Origin of the sequence: Kiloniella antarctica, from assembly GCF_042682825.1 — a bacterium.
In the GTDB taxonomy this organism is placed as follows: domain Bacteria; phylum Pseudomonadota; class Alphaproteobacteria; order Kiloniellales; family Kiloniellaceae; genus Kiloniella; species Kiloniella antarctica.
In genome coordinates this window covers 179,919-203,034 of record NZ_JBHUII010000007.1, presented here as the reverse complement: position 1 = coordinate 203,034, position 23,116 = coordinate 179,919, and the positions used below count along the sequence as shown (strand labels likewise).

Annotated in this window: 21 protein-coding genes and 1 pseudogene; 5 read left to right on the top strand and 17 right to left on the bottom strand. The window is 42.8% G+C overall.

Going from position 1 to position 23,116, the window contains the following annotated elements:
* The first annotated feature begins 12 nt into the window (after nt 1-12).
* Complete coding sequence (locus ACFSKO_RS14560; RefSeq protein ID WP_380252889.1) at nt 13-1,848, top strand: carbamoyltransferase family protein; 1,836 nt, start codon at nt 13-15, stop codon at nt 1,846-1,848.
* Between the two features lie 453 nt (nt 1,849-2,301).
* Here the strand turns inward: ACFSKO_RS14560 and ACFSKO_RS14555 are convergent, their stop codons facing one another.
* The 6 genes from ACFSKO_RS14555 to ACFSKO_RS14530 all read right to left on the bottom strand — a co-directional run bounded on the left by ACFSKO_RS14555 (nt 2,302) and on the right by ACFSKO_RS14530 (nt 9,397).
* Nucleotides 2,302-3,441, bottom strand: coding sequence for a glycosyltransferase family 4 protein (locus tag ACFSKO_RS14555; protein ID WP_380252887.1), 1,140 nt, complete (start codon nt 3,439-3,441; stop codon nt 2,302-2,304).
* Nucleotides 3,434-5,386, bottom strand: a complete 1,953-nt coding sequence (gene asnB / locus ACFSKO_RS14550; protein WP_380252885.1) for an asparagine synthase (glutamine-hydrolyzing) — start codon at nt 5,384-5,386, stop codon at nt 3,434-3,436. The genes ACFSKO_RS14555 and asnB overlap by 8 nt, the downstream gene beginning before the upstream one ends.
* Nucleotides 5,374-6,273, bottom strand: a complete 900-nt coding sequence (locus ACFSKO_RS14545; RefSeq protein WP_380252883.1) for an NAD-dependent epimerase/dehydratase family protein — start codon at nt 6,271-6,273, stop codon at nt 5,374-5,376. Before ACFSKO_RS14545 ends, asnB begins: the two co-directional genes overlap by 13 nt.
* Nucleotides 6,270-7,403 (bottom strand): glycosyltransferase family 4 protein, encoded by a 1,134-nt coding sequence (locus tag ACFSKO_RS14540; RefSeq protein WP_380252881.1) that lies wholly within the window; start codon nt 7,401-7,403, stop codon nt 6,270-6,272. Before ACFSKO_RS14540 ends, ACFSKO_RS14545 begins: the two co-directional genes overlap by 4 nt.
* 102 nt (nt 7,404-7,505) lie before the next feature.
* Nucleotides 7,506-8,432, bottom strand: coding sequence for a glycosyltransferase family 2 protein (locus ACFSKO_RS14535; RefSeq protein WP_380252879.1), 927 nt, complete (start codon nt 8,430-8,432; stop codon nt 7,506-7,508).
* A complete protein-coding gene (locus ACFSKO_RS14530; RefSeq protein WP_380252877.1) occupies nt 8,429-9,397 on the bottom strand; it encodes a phosphoglycerate dehydrogenase in 969 nt (322 codons plus the stop codon). The genes ACFSKO_RS14535 and ACFSKO_RS14530 overlap by 4 nt, the downstream gene beginning before the upstream one ends.
* 77 nt (nt 9,398-9,474) lie before the next feature.
* Here ACFSKO_RS14530 and ACFSKO_RS14525 point away from each other — a divergent pair, with 77 nt between their 5' ends.
* On the top strand, nt 9,475-10,242 hold the full coding sequence (locus ACFSKO_RS14525) for an inositol monophosphatase family protein (protein ID WP_380252875.1): 768 nt from the start codon (nt 9,475-9,477) through the stop codon (nt 10,240-10,242).
* Here ACFSKO_RS14525 and ACFSKO_RS14520 read toward each other — a convergent pair.
* From ACFSKO_RS14520 to ACFSKO_RS14505, 4 genes are read right to left on the bottom strand one after another with little or no spacing between them, the layout of a single operon-like run.
* Nucleotides 10,232-10,837 (bottom strand): SIS domain-containing protein, encoded by a 606-nt coding sequence (locus ACFSKO_RS14520; RefSeq protein WP_380252873.1) that lies wholly within the window; start codon nt 10,835-10,837, stop codon nt 10,232-10,234. The genes ACFSKO_RS14525 and ACFSKO_RS14520 overlap by 11 nt on opposite strands.
* Nucleotides 10,838-10,858: 21 nt before the next feature.
* Nucleotides 10,859-11,920 (bottom strand): Gfo/Idh/MocA family protein, encoded by a 1,062-nt coding sequence (locus ACFSKO_RS14515; protein ID WP_380252871.1) that lies wholly within the window; start codon nt 11,918-11,920, stop codon nt 10,859-10,861.
* 11 nt (nt 11,921-11,931) lie between these two features.
* Entirely contained in the window at nt 11,932-12,702 is a 771-nt protein-coding gene (locus ACFSKO_RS14510; RefSeq protein ID WP_380252869.1) for a 3-deoxy-manno-octulosonate cytidylyltransferase, read from the bottom strand.
* Between the two features lie 24 nt (nt 12,703-12,726).
* Complete coding sequence (locus ACFSKO_RS14505; RefSeq protein WP_380252867.1) at nt 12,727-13,500, bottom strand: HpcH/HpaI aldolase family protein; 774 nt, start codon at nt 13,498-13,500, stop codon at nt 12,727-12,729.
* A 118-nt stretch (nt 13,501-13,618) separates the two neighbouring features.
* On the opposite strand from ACFSKO_RS14505, the gene pgl reads away from it, so the two are divergent.
* Nucleotides 13,619-14,284: a 6-phosphogluconolactonase gene (gene pgl / locus ACFSKO_RS14500; RefSeq protein WP_380252865.1), complete on the top strand. Its 666-nt coding sequence runs from the start codon at nt 13,619-13,621 to the stop codon at nt 14,282-14,284.
* A gap of 18 nt (nt 14,285-14,302) precedes the next feature.
* Here pgl and ACFSKO_RS14495 read toward each other — a convergent pair whose 3' ends face one another.
* Together ACFSKO_RS14495 and ACFSKO_RS14490 are read right to left on the bottom strand one after the other, a co-directional pair.
* Complete coding sequence (locus ACFSKO_RS14495; protein ID WP_380252863.1) at nt 14,303-16,123, bottom strand: glycosyltransferase family protein; 1,821 nt, start codon at nt 16,121-16,123, stop codon at nt 14,303-14,305.
* Between the two features lie 27 nt (nt 16,124-16,150).
* Complete coding sequence (locus ACFSKO_RS14490) at nt 16,151-16,975, bottom strand: FkbM family methyltransferase (RefSeq protein ID WP_380252861.1); 825 nt, start codon at nt 16,973-16,975, stop codon at nt 16,151-16,153.
* 151 nt (nt 16,976-17,126) lie between these two features.
* On the opposite strand from ACFSKO_RS14490, the pseudogene ACFSKO_RS14485 reads away from it, so the two are divergent.
* A pseudogene (locus ACFSKO_RS14485) lies at nt 17,127-17,683 on the top strand (transposase); the annotation flags it as partial.
* 254 nt (nt 17,684-17,937) lie between these two features.
* Here the strand turns inward: ACFSKO_RS14485 and ACFSKO_RS14480 are convergent.
* From ACFSKO_RS14480 to ACFSKO_RS14460, 5 genes are all read right to left on the bottom strand, one after another.
* The gene (locus ACFSKO_RS14480; protein ID WP_380252859.1) at nt 17,938-19,074 is read right to left on the bottom strand and encodes a DegT/DnrJ/EryC1/StrS family aminotransferase; all 1,137 of its coding nucleotides are present in this window, start codon (nt 19,072-19,074) and stop codon (nt 17,938-17,940) included.
* Entirely contained in the window at nt 19,071-19,661 is a 591-nt protein-coding gene (locus ACFSKO_RS14475; protein WP_380252857.1) for an acyltransferase, read from the bottom strand. Before ACFSKO_RS14475 ends, ACFSKO_RS14480 begins: the two co-directional genes overlap by 4 nt.
* 6 nt (nt 19,662-19,667) lie before the next feature.
* Nucleotides 19,668-20,609 carry a Gfo/Idh/MocA family oxidoreductase gene (locus ACFSKO_RS14470; protein ID WP_380252855.1) on the bottom strand — a complete coding sequence of 314 codons (942 nt, stop codon included), beginning with the start codon at nt 20,607-20,609 and terminating at the stop codon, nt 19,668-19,670.
* A 118-nt stretch (nt 20,610-20,727) separates the two neighbouring features.
* Nucleotides 20,728-21,219 carry a transcription termination/antitermination protein NusG gene (gene nusG, locus ACFSKO_RS14465; protein WP_380252853.1) on the bottom strand — a complete coding sequence of 164 codons (492 nt, stop codon included), beginning with the start codon at nt 21,217-21,219 and terminating at the stop codon, nt 20,728-20,730.
* Complete coding sequence (locus ACFSKO_RS14460; protein WP_380252851.1) at nt 21,216-21,851, bottom strand: hypothetical protein; 636 nt, start codon at nt 21,849-21,851, stop codon at nt 21,216-21,218. Before ACFSKO_RS14460 ends, nusG begins: the two co-directional genes overlap by 4 nt.
* A 231-nt stretch (nt 21,852-22,082) precedes the next feature.
* Here ACFSKO_RS14460 and ACFSKO_RS14455 point away from each other — a divergent pair, with 231 nt between their 5' ends.
* The gene (locus ACFSKO_RS14455; RefSeq protein ID WP_380252849.1) at nt 22,083-23,108 is read left to right on the top strand and encodes an NAD-dependent epimerase; all 1,026 of its coding nucleotides are present in this window, start codon (nt 22,083-22,085) and stop codon (nt 23,106-23,108) included.
* Nucleotides 23,109-23,116 lie beyond the last annotated feature (8 nt).

The following is a 23,116-nucleotide window of genomic DNA, read 5'->3' as shown; positions in this document are numbered from 1 at the left end:
TTTTTACTTTTGTTGATTTTGGGTATATCCGCTTTTTATCACGATAGCGCAGCTTGTTTAATCCGTGACGGCAAGGTTGTTGCGGCCATGCAAGAAGAACGATTTTCGCGTGTTAAGCATGATGCTAGATTTCCGAAACAAGCCGTAGAGGCTTGCCTTAAAATTGCAGGGGTTACTATCTCGGAAGTAGATTTTGTTAGTTATTATGAAAAATCGTCGCTTAAATTTGACAGGTTGTTTAAAACATATTTAATGCACGCCCCGCAAGGTCTGGGGACATTTATCAAGGCTATGCCGATTTGGTTAAAAGAGAAGTTATGGCTTGATAAGGCTATTCGTAAAGAACTTGGATTTAAAGGAAAAATAATTTCTCCAGAACACCATGAATCCCATGCAGCCAGTTCATTCTACCCTTCTCCGTTCGAGAGCGCAGCTTTTTTGACTATGGATGGTGTTGGGGAGTGGAAAACTTTAAGTTTTGGGGTTGGCAGCGCCAATCGTATTGAAATTCAAAGTTCCTTAAATTTCCCGCACTCATTAGGGTTATTATATTCTGCATTTACATATTATTGCGGATTTAAAGTGAACTCTGGTGAATACAAATTAATGGGTTTAGCTCCTTATGGGAAGCCTAAGTATGTAAATACGATTCTTGATCATTTGATTGATTTAAAAGAAGATGGATCGTTTCGTCTTAGTATGGATTGTTTTAATTTTGCCGTGGGTAACACCATGACTAGTGATAGCTTTCATAGTCTGTTTGGTCGTGTCCCACGCAAGCCAGAAACACCTATTACTGAGTTGGACATGGACCTTGCAGCTTCAATTCAGGCCGTAACCGAAGAAATTATCTTACGAATTGCGAGGCACATTCATACCTCGACTGGTGAAAAAAATCTCTGCCTTTCTGGTGGCGTTGCTCTCAATTGTGTGGCAAATGGTCGACTGTATCGAGAAGGGCCTTTTGATAAAATTTGGGTTCAGCCTGCCTCAGGTGATGCCGGGAGTGCTCTTGGAGCCGCAATGTGGCTTTGGTATCAGTATCTTGATAAACCTCGAAAATTGACTGAAACATTAGACGACCAAAATAGTTCATATTTAGGAACTGAGTATTCATCCGTAGATATAAATCACTATCTTAAAAGCCGAAATTTTCCGTTTGAAAAATTGGAAATTGAAGAGCTCGTAGAACGGGTTGCAGGATATATTGCAAACGGTAAAGTTATTGGCTGGTTTGATGGCCGGATGGAGTTTGGGCCACGGGCTCTAGGGGCGCGAAGCATTCTAGGGGACCCCCGTTCGGAAAATATGCAATCAATAATGAATTTAAAAATTAAATACAGGGAAAGTTTTCGACCATTTGCACCCATTGTACTTTCAGAGGACGTCCGAGACTGGTTTCAAGTTGATGGAGATAAAACTCCTGACCCTAGTTTTTCTTCACCTTATATGCTGATGGTTGGCCATATCGTAAAGGCACGTAGAAAAAAAGAAACAGGGGGTCTTCCTGGTAATCGCTTAGAAAAAGTGAATGAAGTCCGATCAGATATTCCTGCGGTCACTCACGTTGATTTTTCAGCCCGTATGCAGACCGTTCATAAGGAACGAAGCCCGAAATTACACCGGTTAATTAGTGCATTCAAAAAAATAACGGGTTGCTCAGTGTTAATTAATACCTCCTTTAATGTCCGAGGTGAGCCGATAGTTGAGAGTCCTGAAGACGCTTATCGGTGTTTCATGAGGACTGAAATGGACTATCTTATTCTTGGATCACACATACTAAAGAAAACCGAACAACCAGTGTATGTCGAAGATCAAAATTGGCGAAATATATTTGAGTTGGATTGACTTGTAATGGATATTATTTTTAAAGCGATTCTTATTATTGTATTTTATGTTGTTCTAACTCCTATCGGACTTGTCATGAGAGCTCTGAGAATCGACTATATGAACCGCAAATTGGATGATAAGAGCGTTAGCTATTGGCGTGATGAGCCTAGATCGGTGTCCAAAGATTCATAATTACGTGGAAGTTGTTATAGTATTCTACTAAAATACTATCTCTATATTTTTATGAGATATTGCTTAGCATGGGTAAGTGCAGGATAGCCTAAGCTACCAGATATTTCGTCTCACTGGTCCACGGGTACTTTTTTTAACAGCTTTGTTTCTTGGAATCGAAACAGCAAATAGTTCTCTTAATTCAAGTATGATTGATATCAGGGTCAAATTGGTTTATAATAAGTTCGCTGTCTGAGGAAAAGGACAGACCAAGTACAGTGTTAAAATTTATTGATAGAATCAAAACAATCTTTCCAATATCCCGCCAGTACGCTCAGCCAATTGTTTCCAACTATAGAGCTTTTCTGCAATTTTCCGACCGTTTTGGCCATATGTTGTTGATAGATTTTTATCATCATAGATATTTTTAACGGCTTTACAAAGTACTTCGGGGGACGCATCTGTGAGCACAATGCCACACGTATTATCTGCTACGACGTCGGCTTGTCCGGGGAGTTGGGTTGTTATAACAGGCACACCTGCTGCCATGGCTTCGAAAAGTTTCAAGGGGTAGAGACCAAATTGTCCGCGTCCGTCGGTATCTTGGGTAATAACGAAGGACAATTGAGAGGCCGCAACAAAATAAGGCATGTCTTGGTAATCAAGGCGTTCCAGATAAATAATATGTTCGTGTTGTCGCGCAGCTTCTTCTACGAGAGATCTCATGGCTCCGTCACCGGCTAGGCGAAGCTCAAGACTCTTGGGCCAGAAGGGGGATGTCGCGGCAGCGAGAAGTTTATCTAGGCCTTGCCACGGTGCAAAGGTGCCATAGAAAGCAGCATAAGGTTGCCCTTTCGTTTCTAGGATGGGGATGTTTCGAGAGGGAAGCTGGTCAATAGGCTTAAATATACTCGTGTTTGCTCCATTTGTGACGACTTCATACAGTGGTTGAGTTTTGTATTTAGAAAGCTTTTCTTGTGAGTATTTCTTAAGTCCGGGCGTTACCGAAATAATGATGGAGGCCATGTGCATTTGGCCACACATAAGCGCATCGAATAGAAATCGTAATTTCCGTACGGAAGGCCAGGCTATGTATAGGTCGTCAAAGGGGCCGTTAACTTCAACCACACTTGGGATGCGCTTTAGTTTTCCAATTAGGGAGACAATAAATCCTGCAAAATGCATTCTTGCATAAAGAACATCTGTTCTTACTGAGAACAGGACGCGAAACCAAATCCTTGTGAAGGTCATAAGTCTGGCTATAACACCTGGAAGATTTTTGGAATTATACTCAGGAGCAATAAGGTTAACCGCCCATCCTTGATCCTTAAGTCCATCAATGATTTCGATGACATGAGTGTAGGAAGCATGCCCTTGCCTAAGTGGTTCAAAAGATACGTAGGTTATTGAAAGCGGACTGCCAGTTGAGACTTTACTCATCGAATTTAAGTTCGTTCATTTCGGCCCATTTGGCAAGGTTTACCCATCGCCAAATTGCTCTTGGAAACTCAATTTTACCTTGTTCAAACAAGCTCCAGTTCATAATCGCTTTCTCTGTTGTAATAAAAGGCATCCGCTGGAAACTATCACTTGTTAATACTTGATTTATCCAAGGAGAGAGCTCTTTAAACCAATTAGTTTCAGGTGTTTGAAACCCAATTTTATCTTTGCGATCAAGTATTTCATCAGGAACTAGGGCGCGTAAGGCTGCTCGCAATACTGCCTTGTCACAACCATTTCTATCAATGAGGTACTCAGGTGGAAGGGAGGATGAAAAGTCGACAATTGTTGGTGTTAAGAAAGGTACCCTACTTTCCAGTGAATGGGCCATGCTGTTGCGATCTTCGTAGCGAAGAAGGCCCGGTAGATTAAAGTTGGACAAGTCACCTTCAAGTGCCTCCTCCAGGCTTTTTGAGGTTCCAGGCAGGTTGGCGTATCCCCCTGCAACGCCATGGTCTGTGAACCATTGCCAGTTTACAGCAGAATTTATTCCGTTTTCAGCATAGCGCCGGTGGATTTCTCTACCGACTGCAGCAGGGCATAGCCGGGCAATAACTCGGAAGAGAAAATTGGCCAGTGATATCTTTCCCTGATTTGAAAGTGCTCGGACGAGGTGGATGGCGTGAATTAATCGACCAGATTTTACCATGCCAGCTACGGCTGCAGTGTAATATGATCTGTAGCCAGCAAGAATCTCATCGGCACCCTGCCCACCCAAGATGACCTTTATGCCGGATTTCCGGGCTACTTGGAAAACTTTGTACTGTGCGTAAATACTGGTGCTGCCAAAAGGTTCATCTTGAGTTTGTAGTACTGAGTTTATGTCTGAGAGAAGATCTTTGTGATGTAAAACAATTTTGTGTGAGATTGTACTCGCGCTTTGTATCATTATATCGGCGTATGACTCTTCGTCGAAGGTAGTGTTTTTTGTACTGTAGGTAAATGTTTGTAGATCTTGATCTTTACCACTTATGGACCGCATTGCCGCAATGATTGCGCTTGAATCTACGCCGCCAGATAGAGCAGCACCATAGGGTACATCGCTTCGCATATGTAGTTTAACGCTCTCGATAAAGAGCTCCCTCAAATGGTCGGCAGCCTCTTGGAAGGAAATGTCTTTTGTTGTTAACCGTGTTGTGGACCGTTTGTAGTACTGATGTATTTGAAAATCGTGGGGATTGTTGAACTTCAATTTCAGATAGTGGCCTGGCTCAATCGAGTTTATCGAAGCATAAAAACTTTCCTGATTATGATTTACAAGTCCAAGGGAGAGATAATCCCTGACTGTTGACAGGTTTGGTTTATTGTCGATCCCAGGAAAAGTCAGTAGCGCCTTAATTTCTGAGCCAAAAACCAAAGCATCACTCGTTCTTGCATAGAAGAGTGGCTTAATGCCAAAAAAATCTCGTGCAAGTATGATTTCGTTCTTCAGGGTATCAAGAATTGCGATGGCAAACATACCAACGAAACGGTTAAAGGCTCCACAATTCCATTGCATGAAACTTTTTAATAGGACTTCTGTGTCCGACTCTGTTTGGAAATTGTGTCCGAGCTTTTTGAGTTCTTCTCTAAGCTCAATATAGTTATAAATTTCGCCATTTTGGATAAGAAGGTACCGGCCATCCGCACTCTTTATGGGTTGGTTGCCGTTTTCGCTTGTGTCGATAATGGATAGGCGCCTGTGAACGAAAGCAAGATCCGGGGATGTTGTTGAGAAATTAGCCGGTGTTTGGTGGTTAATTTCTACTTCTTTCCCCTTACCCCATACGCCAAAACCGGCAGCATCGGGCCCTCTATGTTGAATGCTCTGGGATAGGTTATGCAGAATCTGCACTGTATCTAACCGGGCAGATGAGGTTTTTATAAAGCCCGCTATTCCACACATGCACGATGCTCCGACACTAACCGCTTTAGTCCTTTTGAAAGACTTGTTTCAGGTTCCCAATTAGTCAATCTTGTGATTTTGCCAATATCGGCAACACGGTAATAGACCTCAAGATTCTGGCGCTCAGCTGGAATGGGGAGATGGATGATCTTAGAAGAGGATTGGCTCTGAGCGATAATTTCACTCGCCAGGTCCTTGATGGTTTCTCCCTGTCCAGATCCTATGTTAAAGATCTGATACTTACCCTCCCCTTCGGCGGCCGCAATAGTAGCTTTGGCTAGGTCTTCGATGTAAATGAAATCTCGAATTTGCTCACCATCACCATAGATCTCGATATCTTGTCCAGTTATTGCTTTTTCGATCATATTTGGGACGGCCATCTTTGCAAATTGATGGGGGCCATAGGGGTTGAAATACCGCAAGATGGTCACATTCATTTCAGAAGTGTCGCTGAGTGTTTTTAGGCTTTGCTCCCCGAGCAATTTTCCTCTGGCATAAGGTGAGGCTGGTGCACCATCTACGCTCTCATCAACAGTCTGATCCATTGCATTCTGGCCATAAACCGCACAGGTTGAAGCATAAACAATACGTTTAGCGTTACACTGTTTAGCTAAAGCAATGACATTATCCAACATTTTAGCTTCGTGAGTTTCATCGCCCCAGATTTGCCCCGCTAGATGGTAAATAGTCTCAATCGTTGTTGGTAGATCGGGAAGATCAGTTATATCAAGCAATTCCATAGTAATGCTTGGAAGGGCTGTGTGAGCTTGGCCCGAGTGGATAATTTGCAGAAGAGGGGGTGTTTGAGTAGCGAGTTCCTGGACCACATGGCGACCGATAAAACCGTTTGCACCGGTTACCAATATTTTAGGGTCAGGGAAATTCATAGAAGATCACTATTTATGTCAATTAAACGATAGGAACTTTCTTCTAATAAACGTGACTGAGAATGTAAATCAGCTTTTTCTTTTATCAAGGTCATGCCTTTGATTTTCAAGGTTTCATAACGTGGTTGATCATTGAGTAGCTCCAAAATGGCCGAAACCACATGTGAAGCTTCAATTTTTGTAAACCACCCTGTTTCCTTGTGCACAAAAAATTCCTTATAACGTTCGAGGTCAGCCATAATTACGGGCGTACCGCAAGCCATAGCCTCCATCACAGACACAGGAGTTCCATCTGAGGGCGACAGGCTAATAACAAGGTCAGCACCATTATAAGCGAGCATCATTTCCTGCTGGTTCATAGGTGGGGCGTAGCGTACATGGTCTTCTAGCTCTAGTTCTTTGGTTCTGGCTTCCAATTCTTTCCGATAGTCAGCATCTTGATTATAGGTTGCAAAGACTAGTACGGATTTTGGAGATTGCAGCACAACCTCTTTCAAGGCATCCAGCATCATTATTTGGTTATAGAAAGGCTTTAACATACGTGGGCTGAAGATTACTTGGGCATCTTCTGTGACCCCCCAAAGAGAGCGGGCAGTTTTATTTTGGGACAGGGGTCGAAAAATCTCATGATTTACGCCCCAAATCACGCGTTGGATTTTTGACTGGTGGACCCCAAACTTTTCGACGGCTTTCCCAAGGTGATTAGAGACAACTGTGACGTGGTCGCATTTTTTTAAAGCGCGCTTGGTAATCCAACGTCCAATGGGGCCAAGGGTACCCTGTTCATCAAAAAGGACATCGCCACCGAGACAGCTGATCATAAAAGGTTTTTTACCAACAAACCAAGCCATCCAAGTGGTAAGCTCGGCTGCATAGTGTGCGTGATAAACATCGGCCTCTACAGATTTGACGCCATTATAAATGGTCTTTAACCAACGTAGTTTTCCAATGATACCCTGATGAGATGTTACAGAGCAGGGGACATGCCTTACACCATCCGGGCACTTGCCGTCGTCAGGCGACACCAAGGTCACATGGTGTCCAAAATCACGTAATATTCCGCATTGTAAATATGTATGGCTACTACTGGCCGCTGCTAAAACGCATATCTTTAAAGGTTTCTGGTTCATTTTCCTCTAACGTCTCTTGAGCAATACAGAAACATAAAAATGTTTAGCGGCTGCATTTTTGATTTTGTACCTTTGTACATTTCCCCGGGTTATTTCTCCAGTTTATTTCCAGTGACCTGCGAAAGATTTTTTGCCATCTATAAGGGCTTCCCATATCCCTCTCAGGTTCCCTTTTAAACGATCCCGGGTCGGCCGCCCTGGATTTTTTACGAGGGCTAGAAAGTTCATAAACACAAGGCCGGAGATGCTCCATGCAAACAAAAGTGAGGAAAAGTCGCCCATCTTTCGGAACATATAGAAACGGTTGTAGGTCTGTTGCCGGCCAAGGATATACATTTTTTCATCTGCCATAGGCCGCTCATGATGATATGTTCGTGAGCCTGCTAAGACAAATAATTTGTAATCACGTCCAACTCGATAACTATACTCAAAATCTTCGCCAAAACCGTGACCTACAAACCATTCGTCATACTCAAACTTGGCAATCACATTCCGGTGCCATAATGTAGCTCCGCCGTATAGCCATTTTGTTTCAATGGTTTCGGTGACGGTTGGAATTGCGCTGTGAAAGCCGGAGCCTGTCACACTTCCTGCTGGATCACCGTACATCAAAAAGAATTTTAGCCAGTTTTTGCGGTAGGGAGCTGATTGATTGATGATCGACATGGATACGCCCCCAATTTGATCATCGGCTTGCATCCAAAAATCAACCATCTTCTGAGTTGCATCAGCCTCAAGTTCAAGGTCATCATCCAAATAACCTGCAACCGTTATTGAATCGTCCAAAGCAGCCATACCTGCATTACGCTGCTTTGCCAAAGAAGGGGGAAAGCAGCGCACGTATGAAATATCTAAATCAGGGTATTCATGACAGATAGGTTCGATGGGCGGGTCACTCCCGTCTACAATGATGATTTGATCTGGTTGCCGCGTTTGCTTTTGCAAGCTTGTAAACAATATCCTTAAGTCATCTGGGCGATCTTTGGTTGGAACGACATAAGCGATGTTAACTTTGTTTGGCAAACTCATTGAGGGAAGACACCTTTTTCCGGCAGCTGATTCTGCGCCAAGCCTTTTATCGCTGCTCGCCCCATGGAGAGGATAGCTTCGGCAGCGCTTCCCCCAATATGCGGAGTACTCATGAAATTATTCAATTTTAGTAAGTTGGAACTCACAGGAGGCTCGATAGCAAAAGCATCAAAAGCAGCCCCGGATAATTTTCCTGAAATTAGTGCCGTACTTAAGGCTTCTTCGTCAACAAGGCCACCGCGTGCGGTGTTTATCAAAATTGCCCCATCTTTCATAAGCGCAATACGTTCAGCAGAGATAATGTTGGTTGTTGTTTTATTGAGCGGTACGTGAAGGGTAATCACATCTGACTGAGATAAGAGTTCTTTCATGCTGACCGGCGTAACGCTGTGCTCTTGATAGAACTCACTGTAATCTCGGATATCATGAACGAGAACTTTACACCCCAGAGTCTTGAGTATGGGGATCAGATCTTTTCCGATATGGCCACACCCGATTACTCCTATAGTATGATTACTTAACTGCTTCCCAGGCAGGATCATCCACTTACCCGCTCTAACATCTCTGGAACTTTGATCAATATTTCTTATCAAAGATATCATCATACAAAGCGCAAGTTCAGTAACAGATCTTTTGTTTACTCCGCCGGTCCACCCCAAGTGAATATCCCGATTTATAAGGGCAGCAATATCAATTTTATCGAAACCAACCCCGAACTTGCTGATTGTTTTTAAGCTTGGCAGCTGTGATAATACCGCTTCTGTTACAGGTTCTAAAGCAAGAACGGCAGCATCCATGCCTTTAAGAAAGGTCACGAGACTTTCATCCTTCAAGCTTAATCCTTCATCGTTAAAAATGGCTTTAGGATAGAGGGAAAGTAGTTCCTCTCGAAGCATGGGATGGCGGGAAAAGCTGCGTGATGCAACGGCAATATTCCAAGAAGAGTCTGCTTTATGTTTGGTCATTGTTATCTTATATTGATGTCGATTATGAAATGTTGCTTCAATTGAAGTATTTCCTGAGTTTATAACTGAATATTGATATGGCACAAGCAAACAACACATCCTGTTCCCCTTCGTTGCAATTGGCAAAACAGTTAGCTTTAAAAGCTGGAGAAGCCTTGCGTGTGAACGCAAGTGAATGGCGTGATGCTGTTGCTTTGCCGGACAGAGATATTAAAGTTAAGGGAGATAAATTCGCAGAAAAACTAATTATCTCTGGTTTAAAGGATGGATCGGATTATCCTATTTTTTCTGAGGAAAGCGGCTGGGCGGATGCTTCGGATGATAATCGAAAAATTATATGGGTTGTTGACCCTTTAGATGGGACATTCAATTATTCCCGAGGTTTTCCATCGTGCTGCACCAGTATTGCTTTGGTACGAGAAGGGAAACCCATTCTGGGTGTCATTTATGATTTCAGCCGTGATGAGTTGTTCTGGGCGGAAGAAGGCTTTGGGGCTTGGCTAAATGGTAAGGAGATCAAAGTATCTTCAGTAGGCTTTCCCAATGAGAGTGCGCTTATGACCGGCTTTCCCGTTAATAGAAATTTTTCAACGGAGGCTTTAACTCGTACAGCACTTGAGCTCGGTCGTTGGAAAAAAGTTCGAATGATAGGCTCGGCGGCTCTTTCCCTTGCTCAAGTGGCATGTGGCCGTGCAGATGCCTACCACGAAGAAAGTATTATGTTCTGGGATGTCGCCGCTGGCTTAGCCCTGGTTGAAGCTGCTGGTGGTCGTGTTGAGATGTCTGCGGTCAATACTGAGGCGCCGAGAACAGTATGGGCCACCAATTCGTCGCTTAAACTTTAACCGCTCTCATAAGATAAGTCCCAACTATATGATCAAGTATCATGTGCAGATCTTCAACGGGGCCATACTCTCCTTTGGCCGTTTCAATTAATATGGACAGATCAGAGATTTTACCACTTATACCACCATCAAAACCACATAAGGATACTGTCTTAGCCCCGACTTCTTTTGAATATTCCAAAGCTTTGACAATATTCGGAGAATTGCCCGAAGCTGAAATAGTTATGACCAGATCTTTAGGGCGAAGAAGATTTTTCAACTGGAGAACAAAGAGGTTTTCATAACCATCATCATTAGCAATCGCAGTCATAACAGCATTGTTGTCTGTTAAGCTTTGTACTCGAAATGGTTTGCCGGGGGCACGTGTCCCTAAACCAATATCATTTGCGAAGTGCGAAGCCGTTGCTGCGCTCCCCCCATTGCCAATAAAGAAAATTGACTTGTCATCTTCCCGAGCTTCCAAAAGCAGCTTTATGAACTCTTCGACTTTCTGGTAATCCAGATTTTTGAGTAGTTCGCACAGGTAAAGAGAGTATTCGCGGGCGTATTCCGCCGGAGAAGATATGTCTGCGAACATTGTGTCGAGTTTGTTCATAACTGAGCCGTTTTCTGTAACTTAATCAATTGAAATATCATACTTGCTCTGCCACTCATGATCAGAACAGTAGATGCGGTAAACTAACTCCATCGTTTTAAGGGCGTCAAGGCTTGTTCCCACAGATACTGGTTTGTCGTTCGAGATACTGTCAGCAAATTCTGCTATTTCACGTTCCCACGAGTTATCGTATATGTAACTTGTGGTTGTTTCCCTTGGATTTCCACCATTTTCTTCTTCGCGATAGGCAATAGTAAGTACTTCTTGCCCATATGAGCGTGTGCTTGAAAGAATTCCTGAAAGCGTTAAAGCTCCTTTTTCAAACATCATCTCTAGAGAAAATTTATGACGCCATTGTGTGGCGCTGGATTGAATAAAGGCAACAACCCCTTCATCTGTACGCATAAGAGCATAGGCGTTGTCTTCAACATCTTTATTCCAGAAATCATTTGTGACGAAGCTTTTAATTTCCGTGAACTCGCCAGCATAACAGCGAATTAAGTCTAGCATATGTATGCCCTGGTCCAGAAGGATACCACCGCCAGCGATTTCTCTTTGCGCGCGCCAATAAACTGGGTCATTAGGATCAGTGATACCTTTGATTTTTGGAGTGAGGACTGATTTTCCATAAACTCCGCGTATGTTTACGATTTTGCCAAGTGTCTTCTCTTTAACGATCTTAAGCGCATCTAGAACTGAATCGTGATATCTATGATTAAAGCCATATTTTAGTTTTAAATTGGGGTGAAGTTTTTCAACTTCAATTACTCTGCGGATATCTTGAACATTGCGTCCTGGAGGCTTTTCACAAAAAACGTGGCTGTTTTTTTTCAATCCCATAATCGTTGCATCGGCAGCGACATGATTAGGTAAGCAAACAAAAAGAACATCGAGTTCTTCCTGTTCAATCATTTGGCGATAATCACCGTAGTAGCAGAGATTACTCCGCTCTTCTTTTTCAGAGCTGTAAGTTTGATCACTGACCGCAGTTACACAAAAGAGCGGATGCATATCAATGAAGTTATGCCGCCGCTTGCCGACAAGTCCATGTCCCGCGATGCCAACTTTTAATTTTTTTGCCATTTTACCAACAGTTATTTGATATTCAGGTATCGCGAAGTCGTCGTATCTTTTTCTAAAAACAGCTCTGCTCGCTTGCGATCATTTTCTGTGTCGACACCAATGGTTTCTACTTCACTTTTGACAGAAAACAACGGGATGCCATTTTCAATAAGACGCAGCATATCGATTGATTCTGTAATTTCGAGAGGTGTTTGGGGAATTTCTGCATACTCGGTTAAAAAGGATGAGGAATATGCGATAATTCCGGTTTGTTGATACATTGCAATCGTTGCACTTCTCGAGCGGCTAGGAATTGGACTCCGTGAGAGGAATATTATCCGATCCTCTAAGTCTGTAACGATTTTCACTACGTTAGGATCATCATGCTCTTCAGTGTTATAGAGCCGACTAACCAGATTTATAGCGGGAGCTTTCTTCTTTTTATAGAGGCGGACCATGTCATCTAGAAGCTCTGGATTGACCATAACTTCATCCCCTTGAACCATGAGAACAAGATCATCATCCTGGAGGTTGAAATTACCGTTATCGATTGCTTCAGCAACACGGTCAGTACAGCGTTCATGAGTGTCTGAGGTCATTATGGCTGAACCACCAGCATTAACGATACAATCGTAGATTTCCTGATCGCAAGTGGCTACGACGACACGGTCGATTTCTTTCGCTAATTGGCAGCGTTCCCATACATGTTGAATTAAGGGCATGCCCAAAAGTTGTTTCATTGGTTTTCCCGGGAACCGGGAAGAGGCCATTCTGGCAGGTATAACGCAAATTGACTGTGTCATGGATTAAGTGGCTCTGATTTAGTATTAATTTTTGACGACTTCGAGGTCAATTGTTACCTCGGAGAGTTTTTCGGCCAAGAAAATCATATCTGTACCGTAAGCAATGAAACGGAAACCCTGTTCAATGTTGCTGGCAAGAGAAGTCTTGTCTGTGTGCACTACATGTATGCCGCCAGCTTTGTCTGATGTTTGGCAAAAGCGCTTAGCTTTGTCCAAGGATGCCGCAACTTCAGGAGCTGTGAAATCGCCAGGCTTTCCAAACGAGCCAGAGAGGTCGTAGGGACCTATCATAAAAGCATCTACGCCGGGAACAGAAATAATTTCATCCAGCTGGTCAACGGCATCCTTATGCTCAATCTGGACGATAACGACGATTTCCGGTGCTACATTTTCTTTGTAATCTTCAAAGGTTGTGCCATATCCTTGAGCTCGAAATAAGCCAACCCCACGTTTGCCAATTGGCGGATAATAAACGGAGTCTACTACCTGTTGCGCCTCAACGGGTGAACAAACTTGAGGAACGATAATTCCTTTTGCCCCACAGTCTAGAGCACGTTTGATCTGCAATGGGTCATTAGCGCCCACTCTAACAAATGGTGATACACCCGCGAGATCAATCACCTGAATCATCTGTGCCATGGTCTCAGTTGAGATGCTGGTATGCTCCATGTCGATTACGAGCCACTCAAATGTTCCCAGACGTGCCATCATTTCTACGGTATGGACATTAGGGAGACTGATCCATGAGCCGATTGTGGTCTCATCATTTGCCAGTTTTTGTTTAATTTTTGCAGACATTGATCGGATTATACTCCTGAGTACAGGGGGCTCGCTATGGTAATTTCTTAAAGGTATAGTATTAATGAGATAACTTATAAAGCCTATTATATTTACGTAACTATCAAGTGTTGAAGCAATGAAAATAGTAACGGCGAAAACAGAAAATGAACTCTATCTCGAAGTTGTGGATAGGGCCGTTGATTTGTTGAAACAAGAGATTGAAAACTGTGGCCGGGCATCTTTGATATTATCGGGGGGAAATACACCTCAAAAGTATCTTCCTGAACTGTTTTCAAGGCCTTTGGATTGGGAAAAAATTATCATTACTTTGTCTGATGAACGATGGGTTCCCCTAGATCATGACGATTCTAACGAAGGCATGATCCGTAAATGTATTGAGAGAGTTCCTGAGGCTCATAAGGCTAAATTTATTTCCTTCTACAATGAAGACGAGACCGCTTTGGCCAGCGTGAACCGTTTAGAGAGTAATTTGATTGCAGAAGTAATGCCTTTCTCTGTCGCCCTTCTAGGCATGGGGACAGATGGTCACATCTGTTCTTTATTCCCCAATGCAATTAATGTTGAAGGCCCCAATGGAATCTGCTCCCTAAATATTGATGCTCCACTGCATCCAAGGATTTCTCTATTTTATAAAGCATTGACTAAGATCAAGTTCCCAATTTTAATTTTGACGGGAACGGAGAAAAGGAAGGTCTTTGATCTCGCGACCTCAGGGGTGATGGCTTATCCTGTTTCTGAATTACTTAAACATGAAAACCTACTTATTATTCAAATCGTTTGAGCAGGAGGAGCTCCATTATTAAATTTTCTCAGTGAAGAATGGTGACATCGCCTCTTCACTAACAGGGTGGAGATATTCTCGAACATAGCGTTGAGCAGTTGTTTTTTCACGCTCATAGGTCTTTTGGGACCACGAATTAATAATATTAATTGAGTTTTTAATTGGTACACCGACATCTGTGCAAAGTTTAAATTTATCCAATTCTGCAAGTGGATCGTAATTAAAAACTCCCCCCTTACTGAAATGAATAAGAGGCTTTCCATAGAGGATAGCTTCTAGAGCCACTGTTGTACTCCAGTAGAAAACAACATCACAATCTGCCAAATCCTGTGCGACGGGGCTTTTTGCATTAGTCCTGATATTGGAGGGAAGAGCTTCTTCGTATCCTAAGTGGTTTAGAATTTCATCTAATGGAAGAACTGGATGGCTACGAACAACAAATGTCATATCTGGATTTAAGGGGGCCTCTCTGATTAGGTAGGCCACCATGTCGGATACTTCTAATAAGCCTTCGAGAGCAACAAGGACAGTTTTGACGGAGCCTTGTCGTGGCGTTTCTAAATTATTACGGAAGAGATATTCGTACCGCAGGGCACAGGCGGGGTAGACCCGCCCTCTATTGCCTTCTCCGTAGCGTTCGAGAATGTTTGCTGGCACAGAGCCTGTTGTAAGTATGCGATCAGGAGCTGGTCGAAGTTCTTGCTCCTCTTTACTTGTAAACATGCCCAGGGCTGCAGGTGGAACTACCGAATGTTGATATCCGAGAATAGTGAAATGTGTAGGGTTACTTCTGAGCCCCTTGGTAAGCATTATTTCCCAGGGGTTTGCTTCGCAAGTGGTTACAAAACTCCTAATGTTAAAGCTGGCTGCTATACGCTTTCCTGCCGCTTCGGCCATCAATTGGGGTAATTGTATTGTCCAGAGGGCCTGTTCAAGAGCCGCTTGCGCTAAGGGAGCCCAGTTGATCTCTGCTAAGTACTTTGTTGTATCAGACAATTGGTTCTGATCAAGGTAAAGGTTCTTAGGGCATTTTAGTGGTTTAAATATCGCGGTAAAAAAAATTCGTGCAAGTTGAAAAAAAGGATCCAAAATCATCTGAAATATTTCAAAAGGAATTATTTTGGCCTTCTGCTTAGGTGAGATCAGGGAATAACACTGAAGTCGATCTGAAAATCCCTGAATGATGGTTACAGGGTTTCTACCTAAGTCTTTTAAGTGATCAGAAAGTGAGCCGAAAAATGGATCCCTGTAAATGTCATCATTGATAAACGCAGTTTGATATGTAAAACTTCTGATCAGGTCTGTGGGTGTTTTAGTTGGTTTATGGGTGCCATAAAGTCGCTTGGTTTTAAGGATCCAGTTTGCAGAACGAAGGGCTTCTTTTGACAGCTTTTTTAACTGCTTCAAGCGTGTGTGAAGCGAAGGAGTTGGCTTGTAGTTGGCTTGAATGTCCAATGATATGGCTAGGATATATGTTGCTCGAGCTAATAGCGAGGGAGTATTAGGTGTAATAATAATATTTAACCCATTTTTCTTAACAAAAGCCATGATCTGAGAGATGGTAATCCAGTTATCTGCTTCAGTGACGGTCAGGGCGTTGACTCGATTTCGTGATGCAATATCGGTCGCCCACCATAAGGGATGAGTATGGTTAAGTTTTGAAAGCTCACCCATCATCCCTACAAAGGCTTCGATCGGGCTTTCAGCTGGAGACTTGAATTTCGTTAAGTCAAATTTCCGTTTGTCCTCTCCTGATATTGGGTTGGTATTGTTAGTTATCTTCAGCCAGGAGATAGGGGTATTATAAAGGTGGAATTCAGGTTTAAGGTAAGGTGCCATATTGTCTATTTATTTGGAATTCTGGTGTCAGAGTTTTTCAAAGATACAGTTGAAAATATTGGGTGCTTGCTGAACTCTCTCTTTTAAAGTGAATCCTGCGCCCTCAAGGATTTCTAAAATTTCTTTGTTGGTGTGTTGTTCTGTTTCAACAAGGATATGTCGTAGATTTGCCAACTTGAGGGTTTGTATCGATCCTTTGATAATCTCGAGTTCTGGCCCATCAACATCAATTTTTAGATGAGTTGGAGAGGCAAAAACATCCTGATGTTTTTGGATTAGATAGTCCAAAGGCATGACGACAGCACCTTGCACAAGAGCTGGATTTTTATCCTTGTGGTGCACGTCGCCATGAAGGGCAGACCCAGGGGCCATATCTGAAAGTGGAAAATCTATAACACCAATTTTATCACTTAATGCCATTGGGAAAGGACGTATGCTTTCACCAAAGCCATTGTCATTGATGTTTCTACAAAGGTTCCTGAAATTGGTTCCTGCTGGCTCAAAACAATACACCTTAATTGAACCCTGTGATCGTTGTGCGGCATAAAGACTGTAGATGCCTACATTTGCACCCACGTCATAAAAAACGCTGGTCGGAGTAACCGTTTTATCAATCCAACGTAATGTTTCAGGCTCTTTGGTGAAAAAACTTTCAACACGATAGCATTCAATCTCAGAGTTAGTTCTAAGGGTAAAGGGGCCGTGCTTAGTTGATATTGTCGCTCTGCAATCTTCCGAGGCGATCATATGGGCTATCAGGCGGCGTAAACGATCGTTACAATTTGTGCCGGATTTTGTGATGAGTGAGAAAAAACTAGTGAGGTTTTTTTTTATAAAAGTAGTTAAATGCATGTGATCACTTTATTTACAATATAAGATTAAGGGCTACTAAAGAATATAAGTCAGACTGTTTGAGAGTTTGAGACTACAGAGCGTAAGAGGGCTTTAATATATAATTTGGTGTTGTACCAGATAATACCAAATAGGTGTTATTATGGTGAGTATGAGAAAGAGTCGTTTAAGCCAAACGAAACAAGACCGGTTACTCGAACATTTTGTTGCCGGAACAACGGCAAGATGTGCGGCTTCATTGGTGGGGGTAAACTTTAATACCTCAGCTTATTATTATTGGCGTTTACGTGAATTGATTGCTCTTGAACTAGTCCTTGAAAGCAATGAAATCTTTGGCGGTAAGCGTAAAGGCCGTCGAGCTGGAGGTGGAATTCCCGTGTTTGGCTTCTTAAACGGGGTGTCGAGGTTTACACAAAGGTTATACCTGATGCCTCATCGGCAACGTTATACCCCATAATTGAACACAAAGCTATTCCTGACAGCATTGTTTATTCGGATTACTGGCGTGATTATAATGTGCTGGATGTTTCTGACTTTAAGCACTTCAGAATTAATCACTCCAAGCTCTTTGGCGACAAGAAAAATCATATCAATGGGATTGAGAACTTCTGAAACCCCTTGTCCGGCAGAGCATGCTTGTATGAGAGGAGAGCCAAAAGACATATACGTAAATTCAATGGTGTTCCAAAAGAGAATTTTGGGTTATTTTAAAGGGAATGTGAGTGGCGATTTAATAACAGTGATCTTGCTTGCTAATTAAAGAAGTCAAAACAAATTGTTAAACTAAAAATGGCTAGTTATCTGGTACAGCCCCTATAATTTTTATTTTTGTTCATACGAATTCATCGTTGGTGCCGTTCTCATTAAAGAAGTCTTCAAGTGAAATAGGAAGGGGAAATAAACCTATTGATGGTCGTCTAGCTGGCCTAGTTAAGACAAGCTGTATCAATTTAAATGCTCCCCTATCGAACGAGAACAGTCACTTCTAAGCTGCTAATAACCCTGTTCTGATCTTCTCCAGTCAAATAGGGGCTCATTGGGAGGCTAAATACCTCGGAGGCTAGTTTTTCGGAAGCGACAAGACCATTGGGGTCATTTGGGTACTGTTTATAAGCCTGCAACTTATTCAGAGAGGTTGGGTAGTATACTGCTGTTGGAATTCCAAGCTCTTTTAGGCCGTCACACAACTGGTTGCGGTTTGAGGTTCGTGTTGTGAACTGCGCCCAAGCTGAAGTGACTGTTTTATGCACGGCTTGTCGAAGGAAATTCTTTGGTAGGGACTGGATGTAAAAGTTCGCTACTTTTTGGCGTGCTGTTATTTCCTCAGGCAATATACGTAACTTTTCCAACAATATCGCAGCTTGGATTGTATCGAGACGGCTGTTCATGCCGATCACGACATTGTCGTATTTGTCGCGGCCTTTGCCATGAACTCTAAGAGATTTGATTTTATCTGCAATTTCGCTGTTATTCGTGAGAACGGCGCCACCGTCGCCATAAGCTCCCAAGGGTTTACTGGGGAAGAAGCTGGTTGTTGTGATATCCGCTAACACGCCAACTTGTTTGTTGCCCCGTGAGCCACCGATACTTTGGGCTGCATCTGCAATGACAAAAAGGTCTTTTTCTTTCGCGAGCAGATTGAGTTCTTGGTAATCAGGGATTGAGCCAAAGAGGTCCACTGCAATAATGCCTCTGATCGGCAGGCCTTGTTTTTCTGCGTCAAGAATTGACCGCTTCAGGCTTTCATAGCTGATAAGGAATGTAGCCTCATCAACGTCTACGAAATAGGGGATAGCACCAAGAAGCGCCACAGCCTCTGCCGTGGCGGCAAAGGTAAAGGCTGGTACAAAAACGACTTCACCTGGTTGGATGTCGAGTGCCATGAGGGCCAGAGAAATTGCATCAGTTCCATTGGCGCAACTGATAACGTTTTTAGCGCCAGTATATTTCTCGAGGGCTTTTTCGAACTCTCTGACTTCTGGGCCCATTATAAATTGCCCGTGTTCTATGACTTTTTGCACTGAAGCTTCAATTGCGCCACTAAGCCGTAGTCGCTGAGACTTGAGGTCAATAAAGGGAATCTTAGTTTTATCGTTCATGTGTTTTGACTGTGTACAAGGGTCAAATGGCCGTCTTTGGTTTCTCTGTATTGGCTTTTATCTTCGGGGCAAATCAAATCACTATCCAGTTTACATCCAGCTTTACTCATCCATCCAATTTGCCGCGCAGGGACACCGGCCATTAGCGCGTAGGGTTTTACGTTTCCAGTCACGACGGCACCTGCGGCGATGAAACAATACTCACCAAGTTTGTACCCACAAACAATCGTTGCGTTTGCTCCGATTGTGGTTCCTTTGCATATAATTGTTTCTAGAAATTCGGACTTACGTTCAATCTCTGCTCTAGGATTGTTCACATTTGTAAAAACACAGGATGGCCCACAAAAAACATCGTCCTCAAGGGTTATTCCTTTGTAAATACTAACATTATTTTGGATTTTACAGTTGTTTCCTATGGTAACCGCTGGGCCAACCATTACATTTTGGCCAAAAGTACAGTTCGAGCCAATCGTTACTTGATTTAGGATGTGACTGAAGTGCCAGACCTTTGTTCCGTTACCGATGGAGACATCATTGTCCACATAGGCACTTTCGTGAATAAAGTAATTCGAGGGTGTATCTGTCATGAAATACTAAAGGTGCTTATCAGCAAAGGGATGACGTTCGCCAAGGTGAGGCGTGATCTTTAAGTTACGGATCGTAGATACGAGCTCGATTGAAGTTTGAGCGTCATCCAGATCAAACCCGCCACCTTCGAGTATGTGTTTATAGCTATCTGTATGAAGATCTGTAAATCCACCAGAAAATTCTATTTCATCTCCATCAACTGTAATCGATCTGTAGGTGGGTTGTTTGCCTTTGACTTGCTCCGGGAGATCCGATTGATCAACTGACAGGAACCACCTTACGCGGGCTTGTTTGAACTCTAAATACCCGGCGGCACGCTCGCCAGTTCGGATATGCATTTGATTCTTTTGTAGTGGGCCAAATATGAAGCTGAGCATGTCGTAGAAATGGACGCCAATGTTTGTTGCGATGCCGCCTGATTTGTCATCAGCACCTTTCCAGGAAACATGGTACCACTTGCCCCTTGAGGTAATATAGCTAAGGTCAACGTCGAAAATTTTATTCGGGTTTGCCGCGATTTTTTCTTTCAAAGCAATAATCGAGGGGTGCAGGCGTAATTGTAAAATCGAATAAATTTTGCGACCGGTTTGGCTCTCGATTTCTCTTAAGCCATCAATGTTCCACGGGTTCAAGACAAGGGGTTTTTCACATATGGCATGGGCATCTGATCTTAGAGCAAAGCGGCAATGTGCGTCGTGGAGATAATTAGGCGAGCAGATACTGACAAAATCAATACGATCTCCGCGCCTTCTTAATTTATCAATGTGGCGATCAAAGCGCTCGAACTCGGTGAAAAAACGAGCCTGGGGGAAATAGCTGTCAATTATGCCGACACTATCATTGGGATCGAGTGCGGCAATTAAATGATTACCGGTTTCTTTTATGGCCTTCATGTGTCGCGGCGCGATGTATCCCGCAGCACCAATAAGAGCAAATGTATTTGTCATTAGAGAGATGTATTTCTTAGATGTTAAATTATTTAACGAGTTTTCCCCACGCTACCGCACTTTGGGTGAAATCGACTCCAACCATTAGTATAAAGTAATGTACATATACTTTGTTCAGCTATGCGACAGAAACCACATCAAAACGAGAAACGGTAGTTTTGACTTCTCTGCCGAGTAAGCTGAGTAAGACAGTGATACGCTCTTTGTCAATCATATGAGAAAGGGAGCCGATAATATTTACAAAAGGACCTGTTAAAAATTTTACTTTCTCACCAGGTTTAAGATTTGGGTCACAACTTTCACTTTGATGACTGTTTTCTTTAAGTTCACTAACAAAGTTATTAGGAAGGCTGGGAAGTCTATTCCCGTAGGATATCAATCCTCGAACACCAAAAGTATTGTTAATAGTATTCCAGTTATCTTTTGCTGTATCTAATTCGACGAAAAGGTAACCGGGAAAAAGGGCTTTTTTCACAATGTCGACTTTTCGAGCGTGCTTTCTGGGTTTCAAGAAATATGGCAAAAATACTTGATAGCCTTGACGGGTAAGATTTATTTCAGCTCTGATTTCTTGATTAGAATGAGTACTGACGACATACCATTTTTTCATGAGCCAGCCTCACGTCTATTTTCGGAGGCATCAGATCCGTGAATACGGAGGAACTTTGGAACGAATAAGTTGGTGTGGCCCTTAAGGTGGCTTACTCTCTCGAAAGTTGTTTGCGGGGCGTCAGAATCTGTCAGGACCAATGCGTCGTATTGGGTGATTTCTTCCAGTGATTTTAGTACGGAAACGTTACCAATTTTTTCGCGAGAGGTCTGAGCATCTACGATAGCAAGGATTTCTATTTTTGCATCCCAAGCAGCCATAACGGCTATCTCTGCCAATTCCCCGGCGCCAAGTAAAACGAGTTGGTTATGTCCCTTGGCGTGGGCAAGTTCGAATAATTCTGCATATTGATTTCGAGCATTTTTGAAGAAATCTAATGACGTGTCGAGATACTCAACAACAAGGCGGCTTTTTTCGCTAAAGCCTCTTGGAGTGAGATAGTAAGCATATCGTTTGTATGGAGCAGATTTTGCCTTCACATAGCCTTTGTGAATGGCTCTTTTAAGCAAGGCATTCGTAAAGCCGATCGAAACACCAATTCGCTTGGACAGTGTCATCTGTGACATAACTTCGCCTTCTTCAAGGGATTGAAGGAATTTTATGTCTGTTTTTATGTCTGTTTTCGATGGCACGTTGGTTGTTTTCCCATGCAAATATTCAGCTTAATTTACAGATATACGGCGAGATGGTCAACAGTCATTCACAGTGTGAGTTTCACGAGATGAATGTTATGGAGGTGTTTAAATGGTTTAAACTAATGGGAGCGTTCATTTCTTACAGGTTGTTCGGCTGTTTACTTTGATGGTAAGAACAGGAAAATGGACATGCTTTAGCTCAACCCCATCTGGGATATTTTTTCTTTTATGGCAAAAAAAACTTATGTAATCACTGGGACCGCGGGATTTATCGGGTATCACCTTGCTGATCTTCTTTTAACACAAGGGCATCAAGTCGTTGGTATTGATATCGTCAGTGATTATTATGAGGTCTCTCTTAAAGAAGCACGTCTTGCCAATTTGAAGAAATTTGATGGCTTTGTTGAAAAGCGTATCGATTTGGCGGATTGGGATGCTGTTGAAGCGGTTTTCAAAGAACACAATCCGGAAATATGTGTTAATTTGGCGGCGCAAGCTGGCGTGCGATACAGCTTGGAAAATCCACGTGCTTACCTGCGTTCGAACGTGGATGGTTTCTTGAATATCCTAGAGGCTTGCCGGCATTATCCTGTTGAACATCTTGTCTACGCATCAACCAGCTCTGCCTATGGTGCGAATACATCTATGCCTTTCAAAGTTTCTGAAAGCGCCGAGCACCCCCTTACGCTTTATGCGACAACAAAGAAATCCAATGAGTTGATGGCGCATACTTATTCTCATCTTTTTAGATTCCCGAGTACCGGTATGCGTTTTTTCACGGTTTATGGACCTTGGGGGCGACCAGATATGGCGCTCTTTATGTTTACTAAGGATATTCTCGCTGGTAGACCGATCAACGTTTTCAATAATGGCGATATGAAGCGTGATTTCACTTATGTGAAAGACATCGTTCAAGGTATCAGCAAGTTAGCAGATGTGCCTCCAAGCATTGATACGGATTGGGATGCGACTAATCCTAATCCGAACACGAGTGGGGTTGCTCCGTATCGCGTTGTGAATATTGGTAATTCACGTTGTGAAAAACTTATGCGCTACATTGAAATCCTCGAAGAAAAGCTAGGTATAAAGGCTGACTATAACATGCTTCCAATGCAGGATGGAGATGTGCCGGCGACTTGGGCTGATGTGAGTGAACTCACTGAAATTACAGGATACGCGCCTTCTATTACTATTGAAGAAGGTATTGGCCACTTTGTCGACTGGTATAAGAGTTATTACAAGATTAATTCTTGAAATTATTT